Raw genomic sequence first — 23,520 nt, 5'->3', positions numbered from 1 at the left:
GTCTCGTAGGGCGGCGAGGCTGATCCCGGCGGCTGTCGCGAGCTCGAGTTGGGTGAGGCCTGCCCGCCGCCGGAGATACCGTATCAATTCTCCCACAAGGTAAGGATGGCAGTTTCCGGCTAACAAACGCCTAATCTACGCACAACTGCCGTACCGCGTCTGGGTGGTGGTAGCGTCCCCTGCCCGTGGCTGACTGCAACCACTGCTGGCTCAGTGGTGATGGCGAGGACTATCTCGGCGGCGGTGGCGCGTGTCATGCTCACGTGGGCGGGCCACCATCCGTGCTGGTTGTGGCGATCAGCTATGTCCACGGTCGTGGTCACCGTCTGTTTGGTCAGCGAGTCGGAGTGCTTCGTCGAGCAGCGCGTCGACGATCTGGTGCTCGGGCACGGTGCGGATGACCTGACCGCGTACGAAGATCTGGCCCTTGCCGTTGCCGCAGGAGACGCCGAGGTCTGCCTCTCTGGCTTCACCGGGGCCGTTGACCACGCAGCCCATGACCGCGACCCGCAGGGGGTGTGGGAACCCGTCGAAGGCGGCTTCGACTTTGGCGGCAAGGGTGTAGACGTCGACCTGTGCCCGGCCGCACGCTGGGCAGGAGACGATCTCCAGCTTGCGGGGGCGCAGTCCGAGTGAGGCGAGGATCTGCGCGCCGGTCTTGACCTCTTCCGCCGGTGGCGCCGACAGTGAGACCCGGATGGTGTCGCCGATGCCTTCGTCGAGCAGAATTCCGAAGGCGACGGCTGACTTGACCGTTCCCTGTTGTGGTGGTCCTGCTTCGGTGACGCCAAGGTGTAGTGGATAGTCGCAGCGCTGAGCGAGCTGTCGATATGCGGCGATCATTACGAGCGGGTCGTGGTGTTTGACGCTGATCTTGAGGTCGCGGAAGTCGTGTTCCTCGAACAGGGAGCATTCCCACAGCGCGGACTCGACGAGTGCCTCCGGGGTGGCGCGGCCGTACTTGGCGAGCAGGCGTTGGTCGAGCGAACCGGCGTTGACGCCGATACGGATCGGTGTGCCTGCGGCTTGGGCGGCGCGCGCGATCTCGACGACCTTGTCGTCGAACTTCTTGATGTTGCCGGGGTTCACGCGCACGGCGGCACATCCGGCGTCGATGGCGGCGAAGACGTAGCGGGGCTGGAAGTGGATGTCGGCGATGACCGGGATTGGGGACTTGGCCACGATGGCTGGCAGCGCGTCGGCGTCATCCTGGGAGGGCACGGCAACGCGGACGATGTCGCACCCGGCGGCGGTGAGTTCGGCGATCTGCTGCAGTGTGGCGTTGACGTCGCTGGTCAGGGTTGTAGTCATGGACTGCACTGAAACCGGTGCGTCGCCGCCGACATGCACACGCCCCACCGCGACCTGGCGGGTACGGTGCCGTGCGCGGGGCGCGGTCGGGATGCCGAGGTCGGTCGCCGTCACGGTTTCACCCCCTGTGGGTGGATCAGCGTGAGTCGCTTGAGGACGGTCGTCGTTATTCCGCCTGCGTCGAGTCCGTGGGCGCGCAGGATATGGCCGCGGGAGGCGGATGGCAGGAAGCGGGCGGGCAGGGCGAGGGTGGCCGCATGGGTGGCGGCGCCGGTGGCGGCGAGGGCCTGGGCGAGGCGGGCGCCGAGCGCACCGGTGGCCGCGGTATCTTCGACGGTCAGCACGAGCCGATGCTGCGCGGCGAACTTGACCAGTTCGGGATCCACCGGTGCGATCCAGCGTGGATCGACGACGGCGGTGTGCACGCCGTGCGCGGTGAGGTCGTGCGCGGCGGTGAGACAGACACCTGCGAGGGGACCGACCGCGACTATCAGTACCTCGGTTGTGGGCGTCTCGTGAAGGAGGTCGAGGTGCCCGATCCTGCGCAGCGCCGGGATGTCGTCTCCCGCGGCGGCCTTCGGGTAGCGAACGACCGTGGGGTGGTCGCGAACATCTATCGCCTCGCGCAGCAACTGGCGCAGCTGTGCCGGGTCGCGTGGAGCGGCCAGGCGCAGCCCGGGCACGACCGGCAATACGGAGGCGTCCCACATGCCGTGGTGGCTGGGGCCGTCTGGGCCGGTGATCCCAGCGCGGTCCAGCACGAAGGTCACCGGTAGCCGGTGGAGTGCGACGTCCATCAGAAGTTGGTCGAACGCGCGCGACAGGAAGGTCGAGTAGATCGCCACCACGGGGTGCAGTCCGCCCATGGCCAGTCCGGCGGCCGAGGTGACGGCGTGTTGTTCGGCGATTCCGACATCGAACACCCGGTTCGGAAACCGTTGGGCGAACGGGGCGAGTCCGGTCGGGTGGAGCATAGCCGCGGTCACGCACACCACGTCGGCGCGTTCGGCACCGATCGCGGTGATCTCCCGGGCGAACACCGACGTCCAGCTTGGTTGGCTTGTCGCTGGCGGTTTTCCCGTGTCGGGATCGACGACGCCGATCGCGTGCAGACAGTCGGTGTCGTCTTGTTCGGCGGGCTCGTAGCCGCGACCTTTGACGGTGACGGTGTGCACCACGACGGGTCGCCGCAGCGCGGCGGCGCGGCGCAGCGCATCTTCCAGTTCGGTGATGTCGTGTCCGTCGACGGGTCCTATGTAGGACAGGCCGAGTTCGGTGAAGAGGTTCCGGCCGCGGTCCAGGGTCCGGGGCAGCGGGAGTCTGCTCAACGGCCGCTTGAGCTTGGCGAGGTGGTTCGCGACGCCACCGATCGTCGGCGAGTACGATCGGCCGTTGTCGTTCAGCACGATGACGACCGGCCGATCGGGTTCCGCGGCGATGTTGTTGAGCGCCTCCCAGCACATGCCGCCGGTCATCGCGCCGTCACCGACGATCGCGACGACGTGGCGATTGATGTCGCCCGAGAGCGCGAAGGCCTTGGCCAGTCCGTCCGCATAGGACAATGCGGTGGACGCGTGCGAGTTCTCGATGGTGTCGTGCGGTGATTCGTCGCGTGACGGGTAACCGGACAGCCCGTCGGCGGTGCGCAGGGTGCTGAAGTCCTTGGCGCGCCCGGTGAGGATCTTGTGCACATACGCTTGGTGTCCGGTGTCGAACAGCAGGACGTCGCGCGGCGAGTGGAACACTCGGTGCAACGCGATGGTCAGCTCGACCACACCTAGGTTCGGACCTAGGTGCCCGCCGGTTCGGCAGACCTTGTCGACCAGAAACTGGCGGATACACCCGCTCAGGTCGGGTAACGCCGACGCGGGCAGAGCGCGGAGCGCGCCCGGATCGGTGACATGGTCGAACGTTGCGGTGGTGGTCACGGTTGCCTCACGGTGATGGGCAGGGTGAAACGCATGGTCTCCGTGCTGGTCGCGCGCTCGACGACGGTGACGGGGCCAAGCCCGCCGAGCGTGGTGATGACGCTCTCGACGAGGTGTGCCGGTGCGGACGCCCCTGCGGTCAGGGCTATCACGCCCGCGTCGGCCAGCCATTCGGGGCGAATATTGCTAGCGTCGTTGATCAGGTGCGCGGGTGTGCCTGCTCGGTGAGCGAGCTCGACGAGCCGCTGCGAGTTGGACGAGTTCATCGACCCTATGACGAGCACGAGGTCGGCTTCGCCCGCGATGGCCTTGAGCGCGTCCTGACGATTGGTAGTGGCGTAACAGATGTCGGCCGTGCCGGGTCCGCGCAGCGCCGGGAAGCGTGTCCTCAACGCCTCGATCACCTCGGTGGTGTCGTCGACTGCGAGCGTGGTTTGCGTCAGGTAGGACACCCGTTGCGGATCTTGCACGACCAGGTTGGCCACGTCGTCCACGTTTTCCACGAGAACGGTGTGCTCCGGGGCCTCGCCGAGGGTGCCTTCAACCTCCTCATGCCCGGCGTGGCCAATCAGCACCACCGTGTCGCCGCGTTCGGCGAACCGGCGGGCCTCGGTATGCACCTTCGTCACGAGCGGGCAGGTCGCGTCGATGACCTCGAGGCCGCGGCGTGCGGCCTCGGCGCGCACGGCCGGGGACACGCCGTGTGCGGAGAACACGACCGTTGCTCCGTCGGGCACGGTGTCGAGTTCGTCGACGAACACCGCACCGGTGGCACGGAGGCCGGCGATGACGTGGGCGTTGTGCACGATCTCCTTGCGCACGTATATCGGGCCGTTGCGCTGGTCGAGCAAGCGCTCGACGATCTCGATCGCCCGTTCCACACCGGCGCAGAACGATCGTGGGGAGGCCAGAAGAAGCGTGCGTGGCCGGACCACCGCCAGCCAGGTGGCCAGCGTGGTCGCTGCGATCGCATGGCCATCTGGGTCGTGCGCGGTCGCTGACAGTCCGAGCCCGACCTGGCCGCCGGTGCCGGGCAGCACCGCGGTGAAGCTCAGCGGCGGGGGCCTGTCTCGGTCGGTGTCGTCGGGCACACGCACCGGTCCGCTGACCGGCGTGATGCCGCGGCGGTGCAGATCGCCGGTCACAGCTTGGGCTGCGTGGCACACGATCGAGGGCTGGCCAGGGATCAGCAATCGGTCGGCGACCAGCACCGAACCTGGGGACACAGGCGTGTTCATCTTCTGGCCTTCCTGGAGATGATCAGTGGTGGCGCCGAAAAACGCGCGATTTTTCGCCACTTGCGTGTATTGGCTTCGGCGAAGCGGGATCAGGCTGTGACGCTCGTTTCGTCATCGCGACTTCCGCTCGTCCGAGTTCCCACCACTACGTCTTTGGTGGTTCCTTGGGGTATCACGGCAGCGGAAAGGCCCCCGTACCGACGGTCTCGATCGACATATTCACGTATTGCCTGGTGTAGGTGACTGGGGGAGAAGTCCGGCCACAAGGTCGAGGGGAATGACATCTCCGCGTAGGCGCTTTGCCAGGTCAGAAAGTTTGAGACGCGCTGTTCGCCCGAGGTACGGATCAGTAGATCAACGTCAGGCATGTCAGGTTGGTACAGGAATGTCCTGATGTGCTTTTCGTCGATGCGTGCCGGGTTGAGCCGGCCCGCCGCGGCGTGTCTGGCAAGCTCACACACAGCGTGGGCCAACTCGACGTGTCCCCCGTAATCAACGCACAGACAGACTGTCATGCCGGAGTTGTTCGCGGTGACGCGTTCGGCCGAGACGAGTTGGTCGTGAACTTGGTGACCGACCCGGTCACGGCGACCGGACCAGGCAAAGCGCAGGCCCCGGTCCTGCCAATACGGAAGCTGTGTGTGCACGAACTGACGGATCAGGCCGAGCACACAGCACTGTTCAGCGACTGGTCGGTTCCAGTTCTCCGTGGACCAGCAGTAGAACGACAGCCACGACACGCCCAGATCCGCTGCCGTGTCGATGACAGCGGGGAGACGACTGAAGCCGCGGCGGTGCCCCTGCCTGCGCAGCAGCCCATGTCGAACCGCCCACCGACCGTTACCATCCATGATGATCCCAATGTGCCGCGGGGGAGCATCATTGCTCGCCGCAGAGCTACCATTTCGCGGTGTGGGAACTAGATTGGGTCTGACGGGGTTGGACACGGTAATCAATCCCCTCTGGATTTGCCGATAGCTTCGATCGGCGTCGTCGTCGCTCAGATAGACGACCACGCAAATGAAACGGCTGGCCAATTCAATACGGTGTTACCGGCGCAACTTGCAGTTTGACCTCAAGGGTTGGTCGACTTCCATCCCCTTGCCCTGAATGCGAGCTCAGCTCACCCCTTACGGTTGCTGACTTAAGTTGTTTCTGTCACCGGTTATGGGCCGGACGGCTGACGTGCGCTGTCAAGTGGGCGAGGTGGATGGTCGGCGGGTCGTCCACGTGTCAGCATCTTTTACGGCACCGGTATACGTGGTTCGACCGATCCGGCGGGCCTGGGGCATCGATCCGCCCGCCGCTCGGTCGATCGAGTTGGAGGAAGCTGTGACAGGCACGGCGAGTACCACCGCACCACCAGTCCAACTCGAGCTGCCGCCGATGTACTGCCCGATCGAGTATCGGGTACAGCCGGAACTCGAGGCGATCGACCGGAACGCTGCTCAGTGGTTGGACCGTTACCAGCCCTACCACGACAGCACCAGCCGCGCGTGGCTGGTCGCGGCTGACGCTGCCACCGCCGTGGCCAGCTTTCTTCCCAACGGCAGCACCGACCGAGTGGAGTTGTCTGCTCGCTGGATGTACTGGGCCCTCGCTCTGGACGATGTCACGGACAGATCAACACCAGGGTCCGGTGCCGGAGGCGCCGCCGAACTGGTCAGCAGAGTGCTGCGGCTCATGGAAACCCCGCAACCGCTCGACCCGCCCGGCACTGGCCTCGCCCCGGCATTACAGTCGTTCATCGCTGACTATCAGGCGATGGCGTCCCCACCCCAACTACGGCGGTTCGTCGAGGGACACCGCAGATGGTTCCTCTCGGTGTGCTGGCAGGCCACCACCAGCCAGCCACGCACCCTCGATGACTACTGCCACCTGCGTATGTTGTCCGTCGGCGCATGCGCAACCGCCGTACTGACGGAATTCACGCACCCAGAGGAAGTGCCGAGCAACGAACTGGACTCGCCAGCCATGCGTGCCTTGCAGGAGTCCGCGTACCTGGTGCTAGGTCTGGATAACGACCTGCTGTCCCATTTTGGCCATGACGTGCGGGAACGCGACGTGCCCGATGTGGTGACCACGATCGCACGTCTCTATCAGGTACCCACCGACGAGGCCCTGGTACAGGCCACCGCTCTGCGCGACCTGTTCATGGACCTGTTTCTCCGTCTGCAGGAACGTCTGCTGCCGCGCGTGAGTAGCCCAACACGGCACTACATCGAAAACCTTGGCTTCGGAATCCGGGGCGATCTGGAGTGGGGAGCCCGTTCCGCTCGCTACGCCGTGCTCACCCCGCGCGACCAACCCCCACCCGCAGAGTTCACGCCGATCACGCTGAACTTCGCCGAACGACCCGCGCCCGCAATTGTGGATCATCGCAGCCTGCCGTCGTTGTCGTGGTGGTGGAACCACCTTACTCCCCAATGACTTTGTCCAGCAGCTATGACACCATCCATCGCGATACCCCGGAGAGAGAGGGGCCGGAGTCCCCGGTAGAAGAACGCTCGCCAAAGTGATCTTCGCCCGAACGACTCCACGTGATCGCCTTTCGTGCCACGCTCGACGTGCCGCGCGCACTTGCCCAGTACCTCAGCCGGCTGCTGAACGCCGAGCGTCGCGGGCGCGGCACCCGCAGGGACAGCAGGGTGTTGACCTGCTTTCGGCAGGCAGTGTTCGCGCTGGCGCGGGACTGCGGCATCCGGAAATCCGGATGCGTGCGACGCGGACGCATCGCTAGGGTCGCCAGCATGACATTCTTCTTCCGACTCTGACGCGACCGCTGGCGGGTTGTGGACATCCCCTCGCCGGCGATGCGGAGCGGCTGCCTGCCGCCCGGGTCGCGACGTGGGAGAAGATCGGTGGTTCTTCCGGTATCGGCGCGTTCGCGCGCCGAGGATGCCTTACGTCCTGATGCCGTCCGTGCACCGTGAGGGCCGCGCGCCTCATGGCGCGGACGGTGCGGGGCATCGAGCCTCTGGTGGTACAGGAAATCCAGGAGAAGGGGCTCGGCCAGGTTGTTCACATCGGCCACCGCGAGGTGTGGTTCCGATGTGCCGAGCCGGGGCCTGCGCTGCTCGGCCTGCGTTGCGCGGACGACGTGTTCGTCATCGGTGCGGTGGTCACGGGTGTCGGGCGTGAGCGGGCGAGTCTGCATCGGCTGGCGCGGGCGGCGATGGACGTGCCGTTGCGGTCATTGCTCTCCGTGCGGCAACGCTGCGGCGCCACCGGCACCGTGAGCGCGGTGGAGGTCTCGGCGTCGTTTCTCGGTCGCCGCAACTACAACCGCTATGACATCGAGGACGCCGTCGGTGAGCCGCTCGCCGCGGCGCTCGGTGTTCCGTACCACTCGCGCAGAGGTGATGCCGCGCCACTTCCCGGCGGGCTCGGCTGGCGTGTCACGGTGGAGTCCGGTCGCGCGGTCCTCGCACTGCGTCTTGGTGAGTGTCCCCTTCATCGCCGAACGTATCGCCGCTTGACGCGCCCAGGGAGCCTGCATCCGCCGCTGGCCGCCGCGCTGGTGCGGCTGGCCCGGCCCGCCGTGGGTGCGACGCTGCTCGATCCCTGCTGCGGATCGGGCACGGTGCCGATCGAGGCGGCGCTGTCGTCTCCCGCGGTGTCCGTCGTGGGCTGTGACCGCGATCCGCACGCGATCCAGGTCGCGGTGATCAACGGCGAGGTGGCCCCGGTGCGCTGGACGGTTGCCGACGCGGGCGAGCTGCCCCTGCGTAGCGCAGGCGTGGACGTGATCGTGAGCAACCCGCCCTGGGGGCGGCAGGTCCGCCCCCAGGGCACTCTCGCGAATGGTGCGCTGCCGCTGTGGCGGGAGCTGCACCGCGTGCTGCGTCCCGGCGGTCGCGCGGTTCTGTTGTTACCGGCGGCCGAGGTAGCACAGGCTCTTGCGGCTGGGCTGGCGCTGCGGGATCGGCGTCCGGTCAGCATCGCGGGAACCCACGCCGAGGTCATCACCCTTCAGCGCAGTTGAGACCGGTCAGCCCATGCTCTTGGCGCCGTCCAGTGACTCGCGGATGATGTCGGCGTGGCCCGCGTGCTGGGCGGTCTCGGCGATGATGTGTAGCAGCACCCGCCGGGCCGACCAGTGCGAGTCGGCCTCGAACCAGGGGGCCTTCGGCAACGGCTGGGTCGCGTCGAGGTCGGGCAGGGTGGCGACCAGCTCGTCGGTCCGGCGGGCCACATCGGCGTAGTCGGCGAGCACACCGGCCAACGTCTCACCGGGCAGCAACCGGAGCTCGTCGGCCCGCCGGGCCCAGTCGTCCTCCGTCATGGCGGTGAAGTCACCCATGGTGGAAGGGCCGCTCAGGATGAAGTCCATCCAGTTCCGCTCGGCTGATGTGACGTGCTTGATCAGGCCGCCAAGGCACAGCTCGCTCACGGTGGTCCGCCGCGCGGCCTGCTCGTCGGTGAGGTCGCGGGTGGTGAAGCGCAGGAAGTACCTGTGCTTGGCCAGCATCGCCAGCAGGTCGGCACGTTCGCCGGTGGCAACCGGTGCAGCCACTTCGTTGGTGGTCATGGTTTTCGCTTCCTGTTGTGGTGATCTGTCGGCTATCACCAACGCTAGGAGGCTTACCGGTCACTTCCTGACCTGAATTGCGCGAACTGCGTACGAGCTGGCCGCCGAGACCTAGCGGCTGACCGAGTACGAGTGTGCGCCGGTGCCGGCGAGGGCGCCTGCGTCGATGATGAGGTACTCGTCGCGGATCGGCGTGCCGGCGAGCCACGATTCGAGGATCTCCCGCGTGCCGGCGGCGTAGCGGGCCTGCGCCGACAGCGAGCTGCCGGAAATGTGCGGGGTCATGCCGTGGTGCGGCATCGCGCGCCACGGGTGGTCGGCAGGCGCGGGCTGCGGGAACCACACGTCACCGGCGTATCCGGCCAGCTGACCGGTCTCCAGTGCGCGGACCACGGCGTCGCGGTCGCAGATCCGCGCCCGTGCCGTGTTGATCAGGTAGGCACCGCGCTTCATGGTGGCGATCAGCTGATCGTCGAACAGCCCCTCCGTCTCCGGATGCAGTGGGGCGTTGATGGTCACCACGTCGCAGGCAGGCACCATGTCCGCCGCGCTCGGGTGGTAGGTCAGGTTCAGCTCCCGTTCGACGGCCTCGGGCAGCCGGTGCCGGTCGGTGTAGTGCAGGTGCACATCGAACGGCGCGAGGCGGCGCAGCACGGCGAGGCCGATCCGCCCGGCAGCGACAGTGCCGACGTGCATCCCCTCCACGTCGTAGGAGCGCATGACGCTGTCGGCGATGTTCCAACCCCCGTCGAGCACCCATCGGTGCGCCGGCAGATAGTTGCGGACCAGTGACAAGATCATCATTACCACGTGCTCGGCGACGCTGATGCTGTTGCAGTAGGTCACCTCCGCCACCGTGACGCCATGGTCGATCGCGGCGTCGAGGTCGACATGGTCCGAACCGATACCCGCGGTGATGGCCAGCTTCAGCTTGGGGGCGGCCGCGAACCGTTCCGCGGAGAGGTACGCGGGCCAGAACGGTTGCGAGATCACCACATCCGCATCGGCCAGCTCGCGGTCGAACGTCGAGCCGGCGCGGTCCTTGTCCGAGGTGACCACCAGCGTGTGCCCGCCGGCTTCGAGGAACCGGCGCAGTCCGAGCTCACCGGACACACTGCCGAGCAGCTGTCCCGGCGTGAAGTCGGTGGCGCTCGGTGTCGGCAGGAGCTGACCGTCCGGATAACGCTCGATGTGGGGCAGGTCATCGCGTGCGTAGGAAGTCGGGTAGCCGTCGCGGGGATCGTCGTACAGCACACACAGCACCTTTGCCATGGCAGTCTCCCGAAAGTTGTTGCCAGCAGGTGCCTTTGACGATGCTCCCCGCGAGTGCGCGAGGCAAAGCGAAAGTTCCTATCCCGCGATAGCCGGTTCCTATCGGGTGTCCAGGTGATCGTGCAGCACGCGATCCAGAGTGCTCCGCACATCGAGGTCCCGGGTGAGATCCAGCAACGCGCGCGCGAGAATCGGCTGGGGTTCACGATCGGCGATCACCAGGCCGATCTGTGGTGCACGTGCGGGATTCTCCAGGCGTACCACCCGCATCCCTTCTGGCGTACCGAACATGTGCAGCCAGGCATGTGCGACCACACTGGACCACCGGTGGGTCGCGACGTGCGCGTAGAGTGCGGACACGGTGTCCGTCTCGATCGCGGGCACCGCGGTGACACCCGCCGCCGCGAAGATCTCGTCGAGAATGCGGCGATGACGCATCCGCTGAGCCAGCAGGCAGAGCGGCAACGTGGCGACCTCCGCCCAGCGCACGACAGCACGCTCGGCGAACTCGCCGTCGTTCGGGGTCAGCAGCAGATAGCGCTCCTCGTACAGGGGCGTCACGCGAACCTCGCCGAGCTCGTCATCGTCCACATAGGTCATTGCGACGTCGAGCTCGAAATCTCCGAGCTTGCGCATGATCTCGCGTGAGGACAACGACTCCAGTGAGATCCTGGTGTGCGGGTGCCGCTCGCAGAACGGTGTCGTCAGCAACGGCGCCGCGGTGAGCGCCGTCGGGATCGCACCGACTCGCAGCACACCCGACAGGCTTGCCCGCATCGTCGACAGATCATGGCGCAGGGCGTCGCATTCGGCGAGGATTCGGTGTGCCCACAGCAGCACCCGTTCCCCCTCCGGCGTCAACCCGGCGAACCGGTTGCCCCGCCGGACGATCGGCACGCCCAGTTCCCGCTCCAGCTTGCGGATGGCCGCCGACAACGACGGCTGGGACACGTGGCATGCCTCGGCCGCGCGTGCGAAATGCCGTTCGCGAGCCAGCGCGGCGAGGTACTCCAACTGACGCAACAGCACGGCACGACCTCCGTTACGGCCGGGCGCGCGCTGGGGAAGGCCGCGAGCCCGGCGGGGCTCATCAGCCACAGTAACTGGTCGATACCGCCGTCGAGCAGGGCTTCAGTTGGTTCCGAGTGCCTTGCGCAGGTCGTGGACGGCGTACTCGATGGCGGCCGTCGTGGCCGCGGTACCGCGGACCGGGTTGAGCATCATGAAGTCGTGGAGGATGCCGTTGTAGCGGACGCTCGTGGTACGGACGCCTGCCGCGGTGAGTTTTCTGGCGTAGGCCTCGCCCTCGTCGCGGAGCACGTCATTCTCGTCCACGATCACCAAAGCCTCGGGCAGTCCAGCCAGAGCCGCGACGTCCGCACGCAGCGGAGACGCTGTGATGTCGGCTCGCCTTGCGGTGTCGGGCAGGTAGGCGTCCCAGAACCAGGCCATCGCCTTGGCGGTAAGGTACGGGCCGTCGGCGAACTCGCGGTAGCTGGCGGTGTCCTGCGCGGCGTCGGTCACCGGGTAGTAGAGCGACTGGTGCACGAAGGTGACGTCGCCGCGCCGCTTCGCGAGGATGGCGAGGACGGCGGACATGTTGCCACCGACCGAATCGCCGGCGACAGCGAGACGTGAGCTGTCGAGCCCCTCGGTGACGCCGTGTTGTGTGATCCACTGTGCGGTGGCGTAGGCCTGCTCGATCGCGACCGGGTACTGGGCTTCGGGGGAGCGGTCGTACTCCACGAACGCCACGGCGGCGCCGACCCCGACGGCGAGTTCGCGGACGAGCCGGTCATGTGTGCCGGCGTTGCCGAGAATCCAGCCTCCGCCGTGTACGTAGAGGATCGCCGGAAGTGTGCCCGTCGCCCCTACCGGTTTGACGATGCGGACTCCGACGTCACCGACCTCCGCCGGCACGGTGATCCACTTGTCGTCGACGTCGGGCTTGTCGATGGGCGCTGCCTGGATGTCGTCGAGTACTTTGCGAGCGCCGTCAGCGCCCAGCTGGTAGAGGAACGGTGGCTTGGCCGTCGCGTTCGCGATCTCCTGTGCGGCCGGTTCGAGGATGTGATCGGTCATCGGATTTCCTTTTCATGCGCGACCTGATCCGGCACCTACAACTCGACTATGGCACGAAGCCGCCTCTGGTCAAGCCGGAGCAAGGAGGCCTTTCGCCTCTAGCTCGCAGGCTGGGATGCCGGACGCTGAAGGTGTAGGCGCGACAAGGAGGTCGTCATGGCTGGTCTGACCAAGATGAGCATGGACTCGCCGGACGAGGTGCGTCCGTTCGAACACAACTCCGGGCAGCTCGAGGTGGTGAATCTCCCAGGCGGTGCGGTCGGCCGCGCCACCTTCCGCCCCGGCTGGCAATGGTCCAAGGACGTCAAGCCCATCGCGGGAACCGAGAGCTGCCAGGCGGCACACACCGGTTACGTCCTTTCTGGACGGATGGTCATCCGCATGGACGACGGCGAGGAAACCCAGTTCGGTCCTGGCGATGTCATGGTCTGCCCGCCGGGGCACGACGCATGGATCGTCGGCGACGAGCCCTGCGTGGTGATCGACTGGCAGGGCTTCACCGACTACGCGAAGCGATGAGGTGCCAACATGGCGAAGTATGCGGTGTTTTTCAGTTACACGCCCGAGTCGTGGGCGCGCATGATCGCGAACCCCAGCGACAGGATGGCGGCGGTCAAGGCGTCGACGGAGTCCGTCGGCGGTTCCGTCGAGACGATGTACTTCATGTTCGGTGAGCGGGACGGCTTCGTGGTGGTCGACCTGCCCGACAGTGAAGCCGCGGCGGCCATGTCGGTGGCGGTCAGCAGCACCGGTGCCTTCCGTTCGGTACAGACACATGAGCTGATCGCGCCGGCCCACCTTCCTCAGGTGCTCGAAAGGGCGCGCACGACGGCGGCGAGCTACCGCCCGCCGGGAACCTAGTGGTGGGCTACGGCTTGCTCTCCGCTTGCTGACCCTCCTTGGCGCCGCGGATCAGGTTCCTGACATCGCTCTGGGCCAACCGCTCGGCGACGTAGGTGCCCGCGCCGATCACGATCGCGACCGGCCACTCGATCACCTCGAACGCGGCCAGCACGGCCAGGCCACCCAGCCACAGCAGCCGTTTCGGCTCCACCGGGCCCAGTCCTGGCACGCGCACGGGGCCTGGCCTGCCTGCCCGCTCCTTGGGCTGTGCCTCTTTCTGTTCGGCCGCAGCACGACCGGTCTCCTTCGGCTTCGTCTTCGAGGCCGAAGGCCTGCTAGCAGTCATGGCTCCTCCATCCGCGGATCAGCCGGGCATACCCGGGCTCGTAGCTGCTCAAACAGCGTCGGCTGGTTTCGCCACGTGCGTGGTGGCAACCCTTCCGACGGGTTCGTCGTCAGGAGGTGGGTGCGTATGGTGAGGCTCCTGGACCGCGTGCACATGGGCGGGCAGCAGATTGAGCTACCGGCACTCGGGACCGTGCACGTGCCGGCACCCGAGCACATCGTCTACTACGCCGGACTGGGGTTGCTGGCGGCGCTGGGCTTCATCGAATGGCCGGTCGCTGTCGTGATCGGCGCAGGCCACCTGCTGGCTGACCAGCATTGGTCCCACGTCGTCACCGGGATCGGTGAGGTACTGGAGGAGGCGTAACCGCACCGGCCTTGACTCTGCTCGGGCTCGCACTCGTACTCGCGGTCGGACTGGCCGGCCCGTTACTCGCGGCGCCCGCGCACGCCCGGATCCCGGTGGTTGTCGGCGAGGTACTGGCCGGGGTGGTGATTGGCCGAACCGGTCTGGGGTGGGTGAACCCGGACGAACCCGTGCTGTCCTTTCTCGCTTCGGCGGGGTTCGCGCTCGTGATGCTGGTCGCGGGCAGTCACGTGCCGCTGCGCCGCATAGCCATGGGCACCGGTCTTCGGCGTGGGGCGTTGCTGGCCGCGGCAGCCGGGTTGCTCGCGGTTCCTGTCGGGCTGGGTGTCGCCGCGCTGGTCGGTAGCGGCCACGGCGCGCTCTACGCCGTGCTGATGGCGTCGAGCTCGGCGGCCCTGGTGATGCCGGTGATCGACGAGGCCGGTCTGCGCGCGGCGCCTGTGGTCGCGACGATCGTGCAGGTCGCCATCGCGGACATCGTCTGCATCGTCGCGCTGCCGCTGGTGCTGGACCCGCGCAAGGCGGGCACGGCGGCGATCGGCGCGCTGGTGGTCGTGGCCGCGGGCGCTGCGATTTTCCTGGTAGTGCGGTGGTTCCGCGGCCGGGGCCTGCTCGACCGCATGCGCAGGGTCAGCGTCGCCCGCGGTTTCGGGCTCGAACTGCGTACCCAGCTGATCCTGCTCTTCGCCTTGGCGGGGCTGGCTCAGGTCGTCGGAATCTCGGTGCTGCTCGCCGGGTTCGTCAGCGGGCTCGCGCTGGCGGCCGAGGGAGAGCCGAGGCGGCTGGCCGGTCAGCTGTTCGCCGTGACAGACGGGTTCCTCGGCCCGGTGTTCTTCGTGTGGCTGGGCGCATCGCTCGACCTGCGCGCGCTGGTCACGCAGCCGAGCCTGCTGGTGCTGGCTGCGTTGCTGGCGCTGGGCGCGATCGCAGTGCACGCCGCCGCGTGGTTGCTGCGTCAGCCGCTTGCGCTGGCAGTGCTGGCGAGCGCCCAGCTCGGCGTGCCGATCGCGGCCGTCACCATCGGGACTCGCGAGCAGCTCCTGCGCCCTGGCGAAGGCGGAGCCATCATCGGCGCCGCACTGATCAGCGTGGTGGTGACCGGGCTGGCCGCACGAGCGGCTCAGCGTTCGCAGACCTGGTCCGAAAAACCGTGACCTCATAGGGAACGCGGCATGGGGGATGGGCGTCCTACGAGCCGGCGCCCGTCAGCGGTGCCTTGCTCATAACGGAAAGGCACAGTCGATGACCTATCCACCGCAACCGGGACAGCAGCCCTACGGCCAGCAGCCGGGCGCCTTCGGCCATGGCTATCCGCAGCCGTACGGCCAGTACCCAGCGAGCGGCGGGTACCCCCAGCACGGTCCCTACGCGCAGGGCGGGCAGTACCCACCTGGCGCGCCGTACGGTGGCGGCTTCGCGCCGCAACCGCCGAAGAAGAGGACCGGTCTGTGGGTCGGCATCGGCGCCGCCGTGGTCGTCGTCGCCACCTTCGCCGTCGCGGCCTTCGTCGCGCCGGGGTTCCTGCTCCGTGAGGAGCAGAACACCACCGCTGGTGGCGACAGCGACGCGGCCGGGCTGGCGCAGCAGATCGCGCAGGGGTTCACCGACCACGATGAAGCGGGCCTGAACCAGTTCGTCTGTGCCGGCGCCGGACCCGCCACCGGCGGCTACATCGAGGAGGCGTCGGTGGTCCGGGAGTTCACGATCCAGGGCGAGGTCACGGAGAGCGGCGACACGGCGACGGCGACTGCGCACGTCGTCGTCGAGCAGCGGGGCGAGACGGTGCAGGGCGGGCTTTCCCTCGAATTCGCCAACGAGGGCGGCCGCTGGTGCTGGAAGGACGTCGAACAGGTGGGCTGACCTCACGCGGTGAGCTGCACGATGCCCTGGACCGTCATGACGGCACCGACGGCGAAGAACAGCAGCGCGGCGCCGATCTGGATGGCCCGCTCGGGCAGCCTCTTGCCCAGCAGCCTGCCGAGCAGCACCGCGATACCGTCGGCGAGGACCATGCCCAGCGTGGAACCGACCCACACCGCCAGCCAGCCCAGCTGGGCGTTCGCGTAGTTCGTGCCCACGGTGATGGTCGCGAGCATCGTCTTGTCGCCCAGTTCGGCGAGGAAGAAGATCGTGGCCACGGTCATGAACGCCGACCGGTTGCGCCGCGCGCCGGCACGCTGCTCGTCCTGATCGGTCAGCGTGTCACCGCGCAGCGTCCAGGCGCCGAAGAACAGGAACGCCACACCTGCGATGAGCGTGATCCAGTCGGTCGGAATGGCCAGGCCCAGCACCTCGGCGATGAGCACGCTCACGCCGTGCACTGCGACGGTCGCCGCTGTGATACCGGCCATGACGGTGAGTGCACGGTAGCGGGTCGCCAGTGACAGGGCGACGAGCTGCGTCTTGTCGCCCATCTCGGCCACGAAAATGGCGCCCGTGCTGACGGCGAAAGCGGTGAGCAACTCCACGAAAGAATCTGCCTCTCGGTCAGGTCTTTCGGGCAAAAGAAAGGCGAACGCTTCACTTCGGCCCGTGTCCGGAAATACGAGCCGAAGGTCTCGTCCGCCTGCTGCAGGCTCGCGGGGCCGGGCTACCACAAGATGCTGTGGAATCCAGTATGTCGACCCCGCGGATTGAGGACTACTCCCCTCCGGGCAAGACTGAGAATAGCAGACCTGGTTCGAATTGCAATTATTTGCCATACCGCGCGACAATTCGCTGGGCGTTCACAAAAAATGATTCGGCGCATCGAAAACAATGGTGTGGGTGCTCGTAATGCCGGCTACGGTGATGCGATCATGAAGCCATGGATGAGATCGGGCTGATCAGGTCACCGCGTGCGCAGCGGTTCTTCCGTCCCGAGCCGGTGAGCGCGGCCGACATCGAGGCGATCATCGAGGTGGCTCGCCGGACCGGCTCCGCACGCAACCGGCAGCCGTGGCGTTTCGTGTGCGTGACCGATCCCGCGCGCAGGCGCGAACTGGCGGCGCTCGGGCAGTACGCCCAGGTGCTGGCCGGCGCGCCTGCCGTGCTGCTTCTGCTCTCCGACCCCGATGCCGGGCGGGACACCGAGTTCGACCTCGGCCGGGTGTGCCAGTCGATCCTGCTCGCCGCGCACGCCAGGGACCTCGGCAGCTGTCCGGTCTCGCTCTACCCGCACGAGCACGCGGTCACGGCGGCGAGGCTGGCGGGCTCGCCGTGGCCGTGGCCTGCCCACCACGCCGTCGCGCTGGGACGGCCTGCCGAGACGCCGGCGGGCCGGTCGGCGATCCCGGCCGGACGCAAGGCCGTGTCCGAACTGTTGTGGCACGCCGACGGTTAACTACGCGCGCGAATGCCGACTCGGTCGTGCGCCAGCCGTTCCCGGCGCAATTCAGTCACTTCGGGTAGCTCCAGTGGACGCGGCGGCGTGCCGAGCACCCAGCTCAGCAACAGGTCCGCCAGCGCCGGGTTGCGCGCGAGCACCGGGCCGTGCAGGTAGGTGCCGATGACCCGCCCGGACAGGGCTCCCTCGGTGCCGTCACCGTTGCCGACGCCACGGGTGACCCTGCCCAGCGGCCGGCCATCGGGGCCCAGCTCGGTATGCCCCTGGTGGTTCTCGAACCCGGTGAGCGGCTGACCGCCGAGGGTGGCATCGACATGTGCGACCACCTCACCGACCGCGCGCCGCGTTCCCGGCACGGTCGCGGCGTCCAGTAGCTCCAGCCCGGTGTGCTCGACCCGGTCGGAGGTGGTGAACCGGCGGCCGAGGATCTGGAACCCGGCGCAGATACCGAGCACCACACTGCCCCGCGCGGTCGCCTTCCGCAGACCGGGGGAGGCGCGTAGCCGCGCTGCCGCGAGCGCCTGCGCGTCGTCCTCGCCACCGCCGAGCATGTACAGGTCCAGGGACGCGGGGACCGGCTCGCCGAGCCGCACCGGTACGACGGTGGTCGCGACACCGCGCCATTCCAGTCGTTTGGCCAGCACCGTCGCGTTGCCCGAATCGCTGTAGGTGCCGAGCACATCGGGCAGCAGCAGGCCGATACGGACGGCGGAGGTGTCAGAGCGCGTCTGAGAACCATCGCGTACCGGCTGCGCGGCGCCCAGATGGCGCCTCGCTGCGTTGTCGTCAGTCACCATGACTCCGTCATGCCTCCCCCGCCGCCTTGCTGATCCCGGGTGCGGGTGTCCCGCAAGACACATCCATCTGGATCACCGCTCGCACGGAGGACGGTCCCAGACGCGCTCTCAGGCATCGCGCAGCCTTCCGATGACGTCACGGAACGCGGTGTAGTTGCCGACCAGGTCCACCGACTCCGTGTCGAGTTCCCTGACCGCGCGCAGCGGATCGTGCTCGATCGTGTGCTCGACCTCCGCGTAGGACAGCCGGACCGCGAGGTCGGTTGCCCGCTCACCGGCAGCCACGACATGCCGCCCGCGTAGCACCTCGAACGGCACATCCCACAGCCAGGACATGTCCCTGCCGTCGGGTTCCCGGCTGTTGACGGCGATCACCACCGCGCGATTTCCGTTGAGCAGCGGCAAAGTCTCACCCCACCCGGCCGGGTTCTTGGCCAGCAGCACGCGCACCGTGTGCCCGGCATAGCTCACCTCGCGGTAGCGTCCCCCGACGTTGTCGATGGCGCGCAACGTTCCCGCGGCGAGGGTGGGTGACACCCCGAGCTGTGCTGCGGCGGCCACCGCGATCGCCGCGTTGGCCGCATTCGCCCTGCCGGGCAGTCGCAGGTCCAGCGGCACCTGGAGATTTCCCGGCCCGGCCAGCGTGCGGTCGTTCAGCGTCCATTCCGGCTCAGGGCGCGCCAGTCCGCAGACGCAGCTCCAGGAGTCGCTGTCGCGCCGGATCGCCTGGCCGCAGCGGGCACAGGCGGTGCCGTCGTCGTGCCAGAGCTGGCCGGCACCCACCCAAACCGGTTGTGCCGCATCGCGTGCGGCGGAGGTGACCAGTGGGTCGTCGCAGTTGGCCACGACGAACGTGTCGGGCAGCGTGCTGACCGCGGCACGCAGGTCGCGTTCGGTCATGCGCACCTCACCGGCCCTGTCGAGCTGGTCCCGGCTCAGGTTGAGCAGCACGATCCCCGCGGGGCGGACCCGTTCTGCCACCAGCGGAACGTAGTACTCGTCGACCTCGAGCACAGCGTGCTCCGCGTGCGGCGCCGCCATCAGCGCGGCCAGTACCCCATCCGGCATGTTCGCACCGTCGCCGTTGGCGGCGACCGGGCCGAGCGTGCTGAGAATCCGGCTCAACATCAAGGAAGTCGTGGTCTTGCCGTTGGTTCCGGTGACGATCACGACCGTGCGGTTCGTGCCGAGGTGGCGCAACGCCTCCGGTGCCAACGCAAGCGCCGTGCGGCCGCCGATCATGCCGCCGCCACCGCGACCGGTACGGCGAGAAGCCGCGGCCGCGAACCTGCCCGCGGCGATGGCTGCCCTGGTGCGCAACGGCAACGACCGTGCGCCGGGATGGAGACTCCTGTCGACAGAGCCCTGCCTCGCCGCGTGATGGTTCACCATATCGGGGCACGCTCCTTCGTTCTCGCCGACGGCGGACCCCACCCGAGAGCTGTGAACGCTGTGCGCACCGCCCGGAGGGTGTGGTCGTTTCGCGTTCCTCATTGACTTTGCCGGCCACTGTCGCATTGAGACACTCGCGCCTCGATGCGGTTACGGCCGGCGCTTTTCAGAGTGCGCTGCGCCGTTGCCCATGTCCAGACCCCAGCGACCTCGCCCAGGTAGAACGGCTTAACGAGTCTTGGGAAGTTCTTTGCGTGGCTTGAAATACTGCCGCTAGTGCAGTGTGCTCGCGGCAGCCTCCCGTACGGCGTCGGCGACCAGGTCGAGGCTCGGCGAGCGCAACCGCCACTGCTGCCAGAACAGCTGTACGTCAACGTATCTGCGCGGGTCAAGCTCCACCAGTTCGCCCGTGCGCAGGTGCCGGGTCTGCAGGTCCGGCAGCATGCCCCAGCCGAGACCGAGGCAGACCGCCTCCACGAAGGCCGCTGAACCGGGTACGTACTGCCGGGGCGGGTCGAGGTGGCGGCGTGTGCGGCGCCGCGCATAGTCATCCTGTAAGCGGTCGTTCCGGTCGAAGACCACCATTGGGGCGCGGCTGAACTGCTCTGTCACCGTTCCGTCCGCGAACCAGCGTGCCGCGAAACCGGGAGAGGCCATCGGGCGGTAACGCATGGAACCGAGTCGGTCGACCGTACAGCCGGGTACGGCCTCGCCTGCCGCCGTCACCGCGGCCATGACGGTGCCGTGCCGCAACAGGTCGGCCGTCCGGTCCTGGTCGTCGCTGTGGAGGTCGAAGACCAGCGACGGCCCTGCCGCCACGAGAGCGGGCAGCAGCCAGGTGGCGAGGCTGTCGGCGTTGACGGCCAAGGGGATCACCGCTGGCTCTCGCGTCGCGTCCACGCCCCCGATCTCGCGTGCCACGTCGTCGGTGAGTGTGCCGATCTGCCGCGCAAGGCGCAGCAGCGCCTGCCCGGATTCGGTCGGCTGAACCGGTTTGGTGCGCGTCAACAGGACGCGGCCCACCGCGTTCTCCAGCGCCTTCACCCGCTGGCTGATCGCCGAGGGGGTGACGTGCAGAGTCTTCGCCGCGGCGTCGAACGTGCCCTCCGTGACCGCGGCGGCGAGCGCCTCCAGTTGCGCCAGATCGAGGTTCATCATCAGCAATACTAATGCAACTGAAGAATCTTTAGCTGGACGATCCGGGACGCGTGCGCTTAGCGTCGCGAACGTGTTGCTCTCCGCCGCCGGGACCGCGTTGCTTTCCGGCCTCGTGTTCGGCTTCTCGCTCATCGTCGCCATCGGAGCACAGAACGCTTACGTGCTGCGCCAGGGACTGCGCCGGGAGCACGTGCTGGTCGTCGTGGCGATCTGCGCCGTGTCCGACGTCGTTCTCATCGCCGCCGGTGTGGCGGGCACCGGGCTGCTCCTCGACGGGCGTCCCTGGCTCGTGTGGGCGGCGCGGATCGCAGGGGCTGTGTTCCTGTTCGGTTACGGCGTGCTCGCCGCGCGGCGGGCATTTCGCCCCGCTGCTCTGAGTATCGGCGCCGAGATGGCACCGGTGGCCCGGACCTCGGTAGCGGCGACGAGCCTCGCCTTCACGTGGCTGAATCCCGCCGTATATCTCGATACCGTCGTCCTGCTCGGGTCCGTGGCGAACACCCGGCCAGGACACGAATGGTGGTTCGGTGCCGGCGCCGCGGTCGCCAGCCTCGCGTGGTTCGCCGCGCTGGGTTTCGGTGCGCGGCTGCTCGCGCCGGTATTCGTCCGTCCCCGCGCGTGGCAGGTGCTCGATCTCGTCATCGCCGTCGTCATGGTGGCAATGGGTTTGCGGTTGCTGTTGCCGGTTCTCGCCTGACGCGGCTCGTCACCGCAGCAGCTCTTCCGGTCGGAGCGCTCCCCGGGCCAGCCGCTCGGCGACGACGCTGAGCCGCTGGCCGTGGTTGCGGCTGTAGCGGCGAAGCCGGTTGAACGCCTCGTCCATGGGCAGGCGCCCGGCATGCGCGAGTACACCCTTGGCCTGCTCGATGCTGATCCGGCTGTGCAGTGCGTACTGCAGTTGCTCGGTGAGGACCTCACCTCGGCGGATCGCGCGTTCCTGCAGGATGCCGATCGTGGCCGTGTCGGCCAGCGCTCGCGCGATCAGCAGGTTCTGCGGGGTGAGCGGCGCGCGGTGCTGGCCGAACAGGTCGAGCGCACCGATGACGTCCTCGCGCAGGCGCAGCGGCACGGCCTGCACGGACCGGTACCCTTCCCGCATCGCCTCGGCGGCGAAGGCAGGCCAGCGAGCCTGGTCCGCATTCAGGTTCTCGACTTCGACGGTCGTGCCGGAGCGGTAGGCCTCCAGGCAGGGGCCCGAGTTGTTCTGCAGCTGTAGCAACTCCAGCAGTCGAGTGCGCTCGTCGGACGTGGCCACCACCTGCAGGCCGCCGCGCTGGTCGGCCAGCAGGATGCCGGCGGCGGTGGCCCCGAGCAGCGTGACGCAGTACGTGCACAGTCGTTGTAACAGATCGACGACGTCGTAGTCGTCGACCAGTGTGTCCGCCATGTCCACGAACGCGCCGATCAGTTCTTCGTCGCTAACCGCAGCGGTAGGGGACGAATCATTCATAGCCGCCTCATCTGTCGCCTGCAGACGACAAATGCCACGTTTCGCCCCCTGCGAAACGTGATGCGTGTCCTGTCCCAAGGCCGTCACCAGCTGAGAACGTTCGGGTGCAGGCGGCCACCGACCATGTCCGTTGCGATGTCGTCCAGCCGCCGTCCGGAGCTGAAGGCGTAGCCCCGAAGCCGTGCCAGCGCCTGGTCGACCGGAATGCGGAACTCGGCGATGACCATCCCGGTGGCCTGGTGTACCACCGCGTGGTTGTGGATGAGGCCGTCGAGTGATGGCGGGTCGCCGTGGCCCGAGGCGGTGCTCAGTAGCACCGCGGTCGCGATGTCCGCGATTCGCACAGCGGTGGCGATGTCGCGTGTGGACAGCCAGCCGGGTCTGCGCCGGTACATGTCCAACCCGCCGAGCCGGGCCGCGCCTCTTCGCAGTGGGAATGCGAACAGCGCCCCGATGGGCTCCGTATGGATCTCCGCGGCGAACACCGGCCAGGCCGGGCTCGCATCCTGAGCCAGGTCCGGGACCAGAACCGGCCTGCCCGTGTCGAAGGCCTCGTAGCACGGACCCTCGCCGAGGCTGAACTGAACATCATCCGCGTGCGCGATCACCTTGTCCGTGGCGCAGAAGGTTTCCCGGCGACCAGGACTCGGTATCACCGACAGCGACGTGCCGTCCACCGGAAGCAAGGACACGCAGGCCTGGCACATCCGGTGCATCGGCTCGGCTGTGGTTCTGTTTTCCCGCAAGGCATCCAGCGCCGCCACCACCAGGCCGGACAGCGATTCCGGTTCGGGTTCGTCCACCGTGTCACCGCCTCCCACACCACCACGATGACCCCTCTGACGGCGAAGGGGTAGGACGGTGCTGGCGGCTGGAGTCAGCTGCGCCTGTCGGGGAACTCTGGTGAGCACGTCAGCGAGCGTGGAGGTGACGATGAGCGCACGACCCGACACGATGCCGGAGACCGACGTCATCGAACTGTTGTTGCACCAGCACCGGGAGATCCGGCGGCTGTTCACCCGCGTGCAGAAGGCCACGCCGCAGGATCGTGGCGAGGCTTTCGACCGGCTCCGCCGCTTTCTCGCCCTGCACGAGACGGCCGAGGAGATGGTCCTGCATCCGGACGCCAGAAAGGCTCTGGCCGACGGCGACCGGGTGATCGACGCCCGGCTGGCGGAGGAGAAGCACGCCGGAGAGATGGTGGCCGAGCTGGAGCAGCTCGGGCCGGACGACGAGGGTTTCCTGCCCGCTCTCGCCCAGCTGAAGAAGGCCCTGTTCGAACATGCAGGGCGTGAGGAGCGTACGGAGTTCCCCGAGATGCGCAAGGCACACGAAAAGGCGCGGTTGACGGAGCTGGGCAGGACGGTCAAGGCGGCCGAGGCCACCCCGCTGACCGGGTCGTATGCGGCAATGGTCGACCGGTCACGGGACGTCCTGCGGCAGGCGGCGCAACAGTTCTCGGACGGCGACTAGCACACTGG

26 protein-coding genes and 1 pseudogene are annotated in these 23,520 nt (G+C 67.7%); 11 read left to right on the top strand and 16 right to left on the bottom strand.

What is annotated here, in order from left to right; translation table 11 throughout:
- The 5 genes from ABZ863_RS08360 to uppS all read right to left on the bottom strand — a co-directional run.
- Positions 1-96, bottom strand: a 96-nt coding sequence (locus ABZ863_RS08360) for a helix-turn-helix domain-containing protein (protein ID WP_358532419.1), incomplete at its 3' end; no start/stop codon positions are given.
- 201 nt (positions 97-297) lie between these two features.
- Entirely contained in the window at positions 298-1,425 is a 1,128-nt protein-coding gene (gene ispG / locus ABZ863_RS08355; RefSeq protein ID WP_358532392.1) for a flavodoxin-dependent (E)-4-hydroxy-3-methylbut-2-enyl-diphosphate synthase, read from the bottom strand.
- A complete protein-coding gene (locus ABZ863_RS08350; protein WP_358532417.1) occupies positions 1,422-3,185 on the bottom strand; it encodes a 1-deoxy-D-xylulose-5-phosphate synthase in 1,764 nt (587 codons plus the stop codon). Before ABZ863_RS08350 ends, ispG begins: the two co-directional genes overlap by 4 nt.
- A gap of 50 nt (positions 3,186-3,235) precedes the next feature.
- A complete protein-coding gene (gene ispH, locus ABZ863_RS08345; RefSeq protein WP_358532390.1) occupies positions 3,236-4,477 on the bottom strand; it encodes a 4-hydroxy-3-methylbut-2-enyl diphosphate reductase in 1,242 nt (413 codons plus the stop codon).
- 89 nt (positions 4,478-4,566) lie between these two features.
- Positions 4,567-5,514, bottom strand: coding sequence for a polyprenyl diphosphate synthase (gene uppS, locus ABZ863_RS08340; RefSeq protein WP_358532388.1), 948 nt, complete (start codon positions 5,512-5,514; stop codon positions 4,567-4,569).
- A gap of 295 nt (positions 5,515-5,809) precedes the next feature.
- On the opposite strand from uppS, the gene ABZ863_RS08335 reads away from it, so the two are divergent.
- From ABZ863_RS08335 to ABZ863_RS08325, 3 genes and pseudogenes are all read left to right on the top strand, one after another.
- Positions 5,810-6,907 carry a terpene synthase family protein gene (locus ABZ863_RS08335; protein ID WP_358532387.1) on the top strand — a complete coding sequence of 366 codons (1,098 nt, stop codon included), beginning with the start codon at positions 5,810-5,812 and terminating at the stop codon, positions 6,905-6,907.
- A 110-nt stretch (positions 6,908-7,017) separates the two neighbouring features.
- Positions 7,018-7,110: pseudogene (locus ABZ863_RS08330) on the top strand (IS5/IS1182 family transposase); the annotation flags it as partial.
- A gap of 347 nt (positions 7,111-7,457) precedes the next feature.
- Complete coding sequence (locus ABZ863_RS08325; protein WP_358532386.1) at positions 7,458-8,462, top strand: methyltransferase domain-containing protein; 1,005 nt, start codon at positions 7,458-7,460, stop codon at positions 8,460-8,462.
- Positions 8,463-8,468: 6 nt separating this feature from the next.
- On the opposite strand, the gene ABZ863_RS08320 is transcribed toward ABZ863_RS08325, so the two are convergent.
- The 4 genes from ABZ863_RS08320 to ABZ863_RS08305 form a co-directional block, all read right to left on the bottom strand.
- The gene (locus ABZ863_RS08320) at positions 8,469-9,008 is read right to left on the bottom strand and encodes a DinB family protein (protein ID WP_358532384.1); all 540 of its coding nucleotides are present in this window, start codon (positions 9,006-9,008) and stop codon (positions 8,469-8,471) included.
- Between the two features lie 111 nt (positions 9,009-9,119).
- Complete coding sequence (locus tag ABZ863_RS08315; protein ID WP_358532382.1) at positions 9,120-10,280, bottom strand: NAD-dependent formate dehydrogenase; 1,161 nt, start codon at positions 10,278-10,280, stop codon at positions 9,120-9,122.
- A gap of 99 nt (positions 10,281-10,379) precedes the next feature.
- The gene (locus ABZ863_RS08310) at positions 10,380-11,309 is read right to left on the bottom strand and encodes a LysR family transcriptional regulator (RefSeq protein ID WP_358532380.1); all 930 of its coding nucleotides are present in this window, start codon (positions 11,307-11,309) and stop codon (positions 10,380-10,382) included.
- A gap of 102 nt (positions 11,310-11,411) precedes the next feature.
- A complete protein-coding gene (locus ABZ863_RS08305; RefSeq protein ID WP_358532378.1) occupies positions 11,412-12,362 on the bottom strand; it encodes an alpha/beta hydrolase in 951 nt (316 codons plus the stop codon).
- Between the two features lie 156 nt (positions 12,363-12,518).
- On the opposite strand from ABZ863_RS08305, the gene ABZ863_RS08300 reads away from it, so the two are divergent.
- A complete protein-coding gene (locus ABZ863_RS08300) occupies positions 12,519-12,881 on the top strand; it encodes a cupin domain-containing protein (RefSeq protein ID WP_358532376.1) in 363 nt (120 codons plus the stop codon).
- A gap of 9 nt (positions 12,882-12,890) precedes the next feature.
- Positions 12,891-13,223 carry a GYD domain-containing protein gene (locus tag ABZ863_RS08295; protein ID WP_358532374.1) on the top strand — a complete coding sequence of 111 codons (333 nt, stop codon included), beginning with the start codon at positions 12,891-12,893 and terminating at the stop codon, positions 13,221-13,223.
- A 7-nt stretch (positions 13,224-13,230) separates the two neighbouring features.
- Here the strand turns inward: ABZ863_RS08295 and ABZ863_RS08290 are convergent, their stop codons facing one another.
- On the bottom strand, positions 13,231-13,551 hold the full coding sequence (locus tag ABZ863_RS08290) for a hypothetical protein (RefSeq protein ID WP_358532372.1): 321 nt from the start codon (positions 13,549-13,551) through the stop codon (positions 13,231-13,233).
- 126 nt (positions 13,552-13,677) lie between these two features.
- Between ABZ863_RS08290 and ABZ863_RS08285 the strand changes: the two genes are divergently transcribed.
- From ABZ863_RS08285 to ABZ863_RS08275, 3 genes are all read left to right on the top strand, one after another.
- Positions 13,678-13,917, top strand: a complete 240-nt coding sequence (locus ABZ863_RS08285) for a hypothetical protein (RefSeq protein WP_358532370.1) — start codon at positions 13,678-13,680, stop codon at positions 13,915-13,917.
- A gap of 11 nt (positions 13,918-13,928) precedes the next feature.
- Positions 13,929-15,071 carry a cation:proton antiporter gene (locus tag ABZ863_RS08280; RefSeq protein ID WP_358532368.1) on the top strand — a complete coding sequence of 381 codons (1,143 nt, stop codon included), beginning with the start codon at positions 13,929-13,931 and terminating at the stop codon, positions 15,069-15,071.
- An 88-nt stretch (positions 15,072-15,159) separates the two neighbouring features.
- Positions 15,160-15,777 carry a hypothetical protein gene (locus ABZ863_RS08275; RefSeq protein WP_358532367.1) on the top strand — a complete coding sequence of 206 codons (618 nt, stop codon included), beginning with the start codon at positions 15,160-15,162 and terminating at the stop codon, positions 15,775-15,777.
- A 2-nt stretch (positions 15,778-15,779) separates the two neighbouring features.
- On the opposite strand, the gene ABZ863_RS08270 is transcribed toward ABZ863_RS08275, so the two are convergent.
- Complete coding sequence (locus tag ABZ863_RS08270; RefSeq protein ID WP_358532365.1) at positions 15,780-16,385, bottom strand: TMEM165/GDT1 family protein; 606 nt, start codon at positions 16,383-16,385, stop codon at positions 15,780-15,782.
- Between the two features lie 338 nt (positions 16,386-16,723).
- Between ABZ863_RS08270 and ABZ863_RS08265 the strand changes: the two genes are divergently transcribed.
- Positions 16,724-17,239 (top strand): nitroreductase family protein, encoded by a 516-nt coding sequence (locus ABZ863_RS08265; RefSeq protein WP_358532363.1) that lies wholly within the window; start codon positions 16,724-16,726, stop codon positions 17,237-17,239.
- Here the strand turns inward: ABZ863_RS08265 and ABZ863_RS08260 are convergent.
- The 3 genes from ABZ863_RS08260 to ABZ863_RS08250 all read right to left on the bottom strand — a co-directional run bounded on the left by ABZ863_RS08260 (position 17,236) and on the right by ABZ863_RS08250 (position 20,586).
- Positions 17,236-18,006: a glutamine amidotransferase gene (locus tag ABZ863_RS08260; protein ID WP_358532416.1), complete on the bottom strand. Its 771-nt coding sequence runs from the start codon at positions 18,004-18,006 to the stop codon at positions 17,236-17,238. The genes ABZ863_RS08265 and ABZ863_RS08260 overlap by 4 nt on opposite strands.
- A gap of 141 nt (positions 18,007-18,147) precedes the next feature.
- The gene (locus tag ABZ863_RS08255) at positions 18,148-19,431 is read right to left on the bottom strand and encodes a MurT ligase domain-containing protein (protein WP_358532361.1); all 1,284 of its coding nucleotides are present in this window, start codon (positions 19,429-19,431) and stop codon (positions 18,148-18,150) included.
- A 273-nt stretch (positions 19,432-19,704) separates the two neighbouring features.
- Entirely contained in the window at positions 19,705-20,586 is an 882-nt protein-coding gene (locus ABZ863_RS08250; RefSeq protein ID WP_358532359.1) for a LysR family transcriptional regulator ArgP, read from the bottom strand.
- Between the two features lie 73 nt (positions 20,587-20,659).
- On the opposite strand from ABZ863_RS08250, the gene ABZ863_RS08245 reads away from it, so the two are divergent.
- The gene (locus tag ABZ863_RS08245; protein ID WP_358532357.1) at positions 20,660-21,286 is read left to right on the top strand and encodes a LysE/ArgO family amino acid transporter; all 627 of its coding nucleotides are present in this window, start codon (positions 20,660-20,662) and stop codon (positions 21,284-21,286) included.
- 9 nt (positions 21,287-21,295) lie between these two features.
- On the opposite strand, the gene ABZ863_RS08240 is transcribed toward ABZ863_RS08245, so the two are convergent.
- Positions 21,296-22,039 (bottom strand): GAF and ANTAR domain-containing protein, encoded by a 744-nt coding sequence (locus tag ABZ863_RS08240; RefSeq protein WP_358532355.1) that lies wholly within the window; start codon positions 22,037-22,039, stop codon positions 21,296-21,298.
- Positions 22,040-22,122: 83 nt separating this feature from the next.
- Complete coding sequence (locus ABZ863_RS08235; protein WP_358532353.1) at positions 22,123-22,842, bottom strand: GAF and ANTAR domain-containing protein; 720 nt, start codon at positions 22,840-22,842, stop codon at positions 22,123-22,125.
- 130 nt (positions 22,843-22,972) lie between these two features.
- On the opposite strand from ABZ863_RS08235, the gene ABZ863_RS08230 reads away from it, so the two are divergent.
- On the top strand, positions 22,973-23,512 hold the full coding sequence (locus ABZ863_RS08230; RefSeq protein ID WP_358532351.1) for a hemerythrin domain-containing protein: 540 nt from the start codon (positions 22,973-22,975) through the stop codon (positions 23,510-23,512).
- Positions 23,513-23,520: the final 8 nt, after the last annotated feature.

The organism is Saccharomonospora sp. NPDC046836 (genome assembly GCF_040645195.1).
Lineage (GTDB): Bacteria > Actinomycetota > Actinomycetes > Mycobacteriales > Pseudonocardiaceae > Prauserella_A.
The sequence above is the reverse complement of the archived record's forward strand: the minus strand, read 5'-3'. Positions and strand labels throughout refer to the sequence as shown.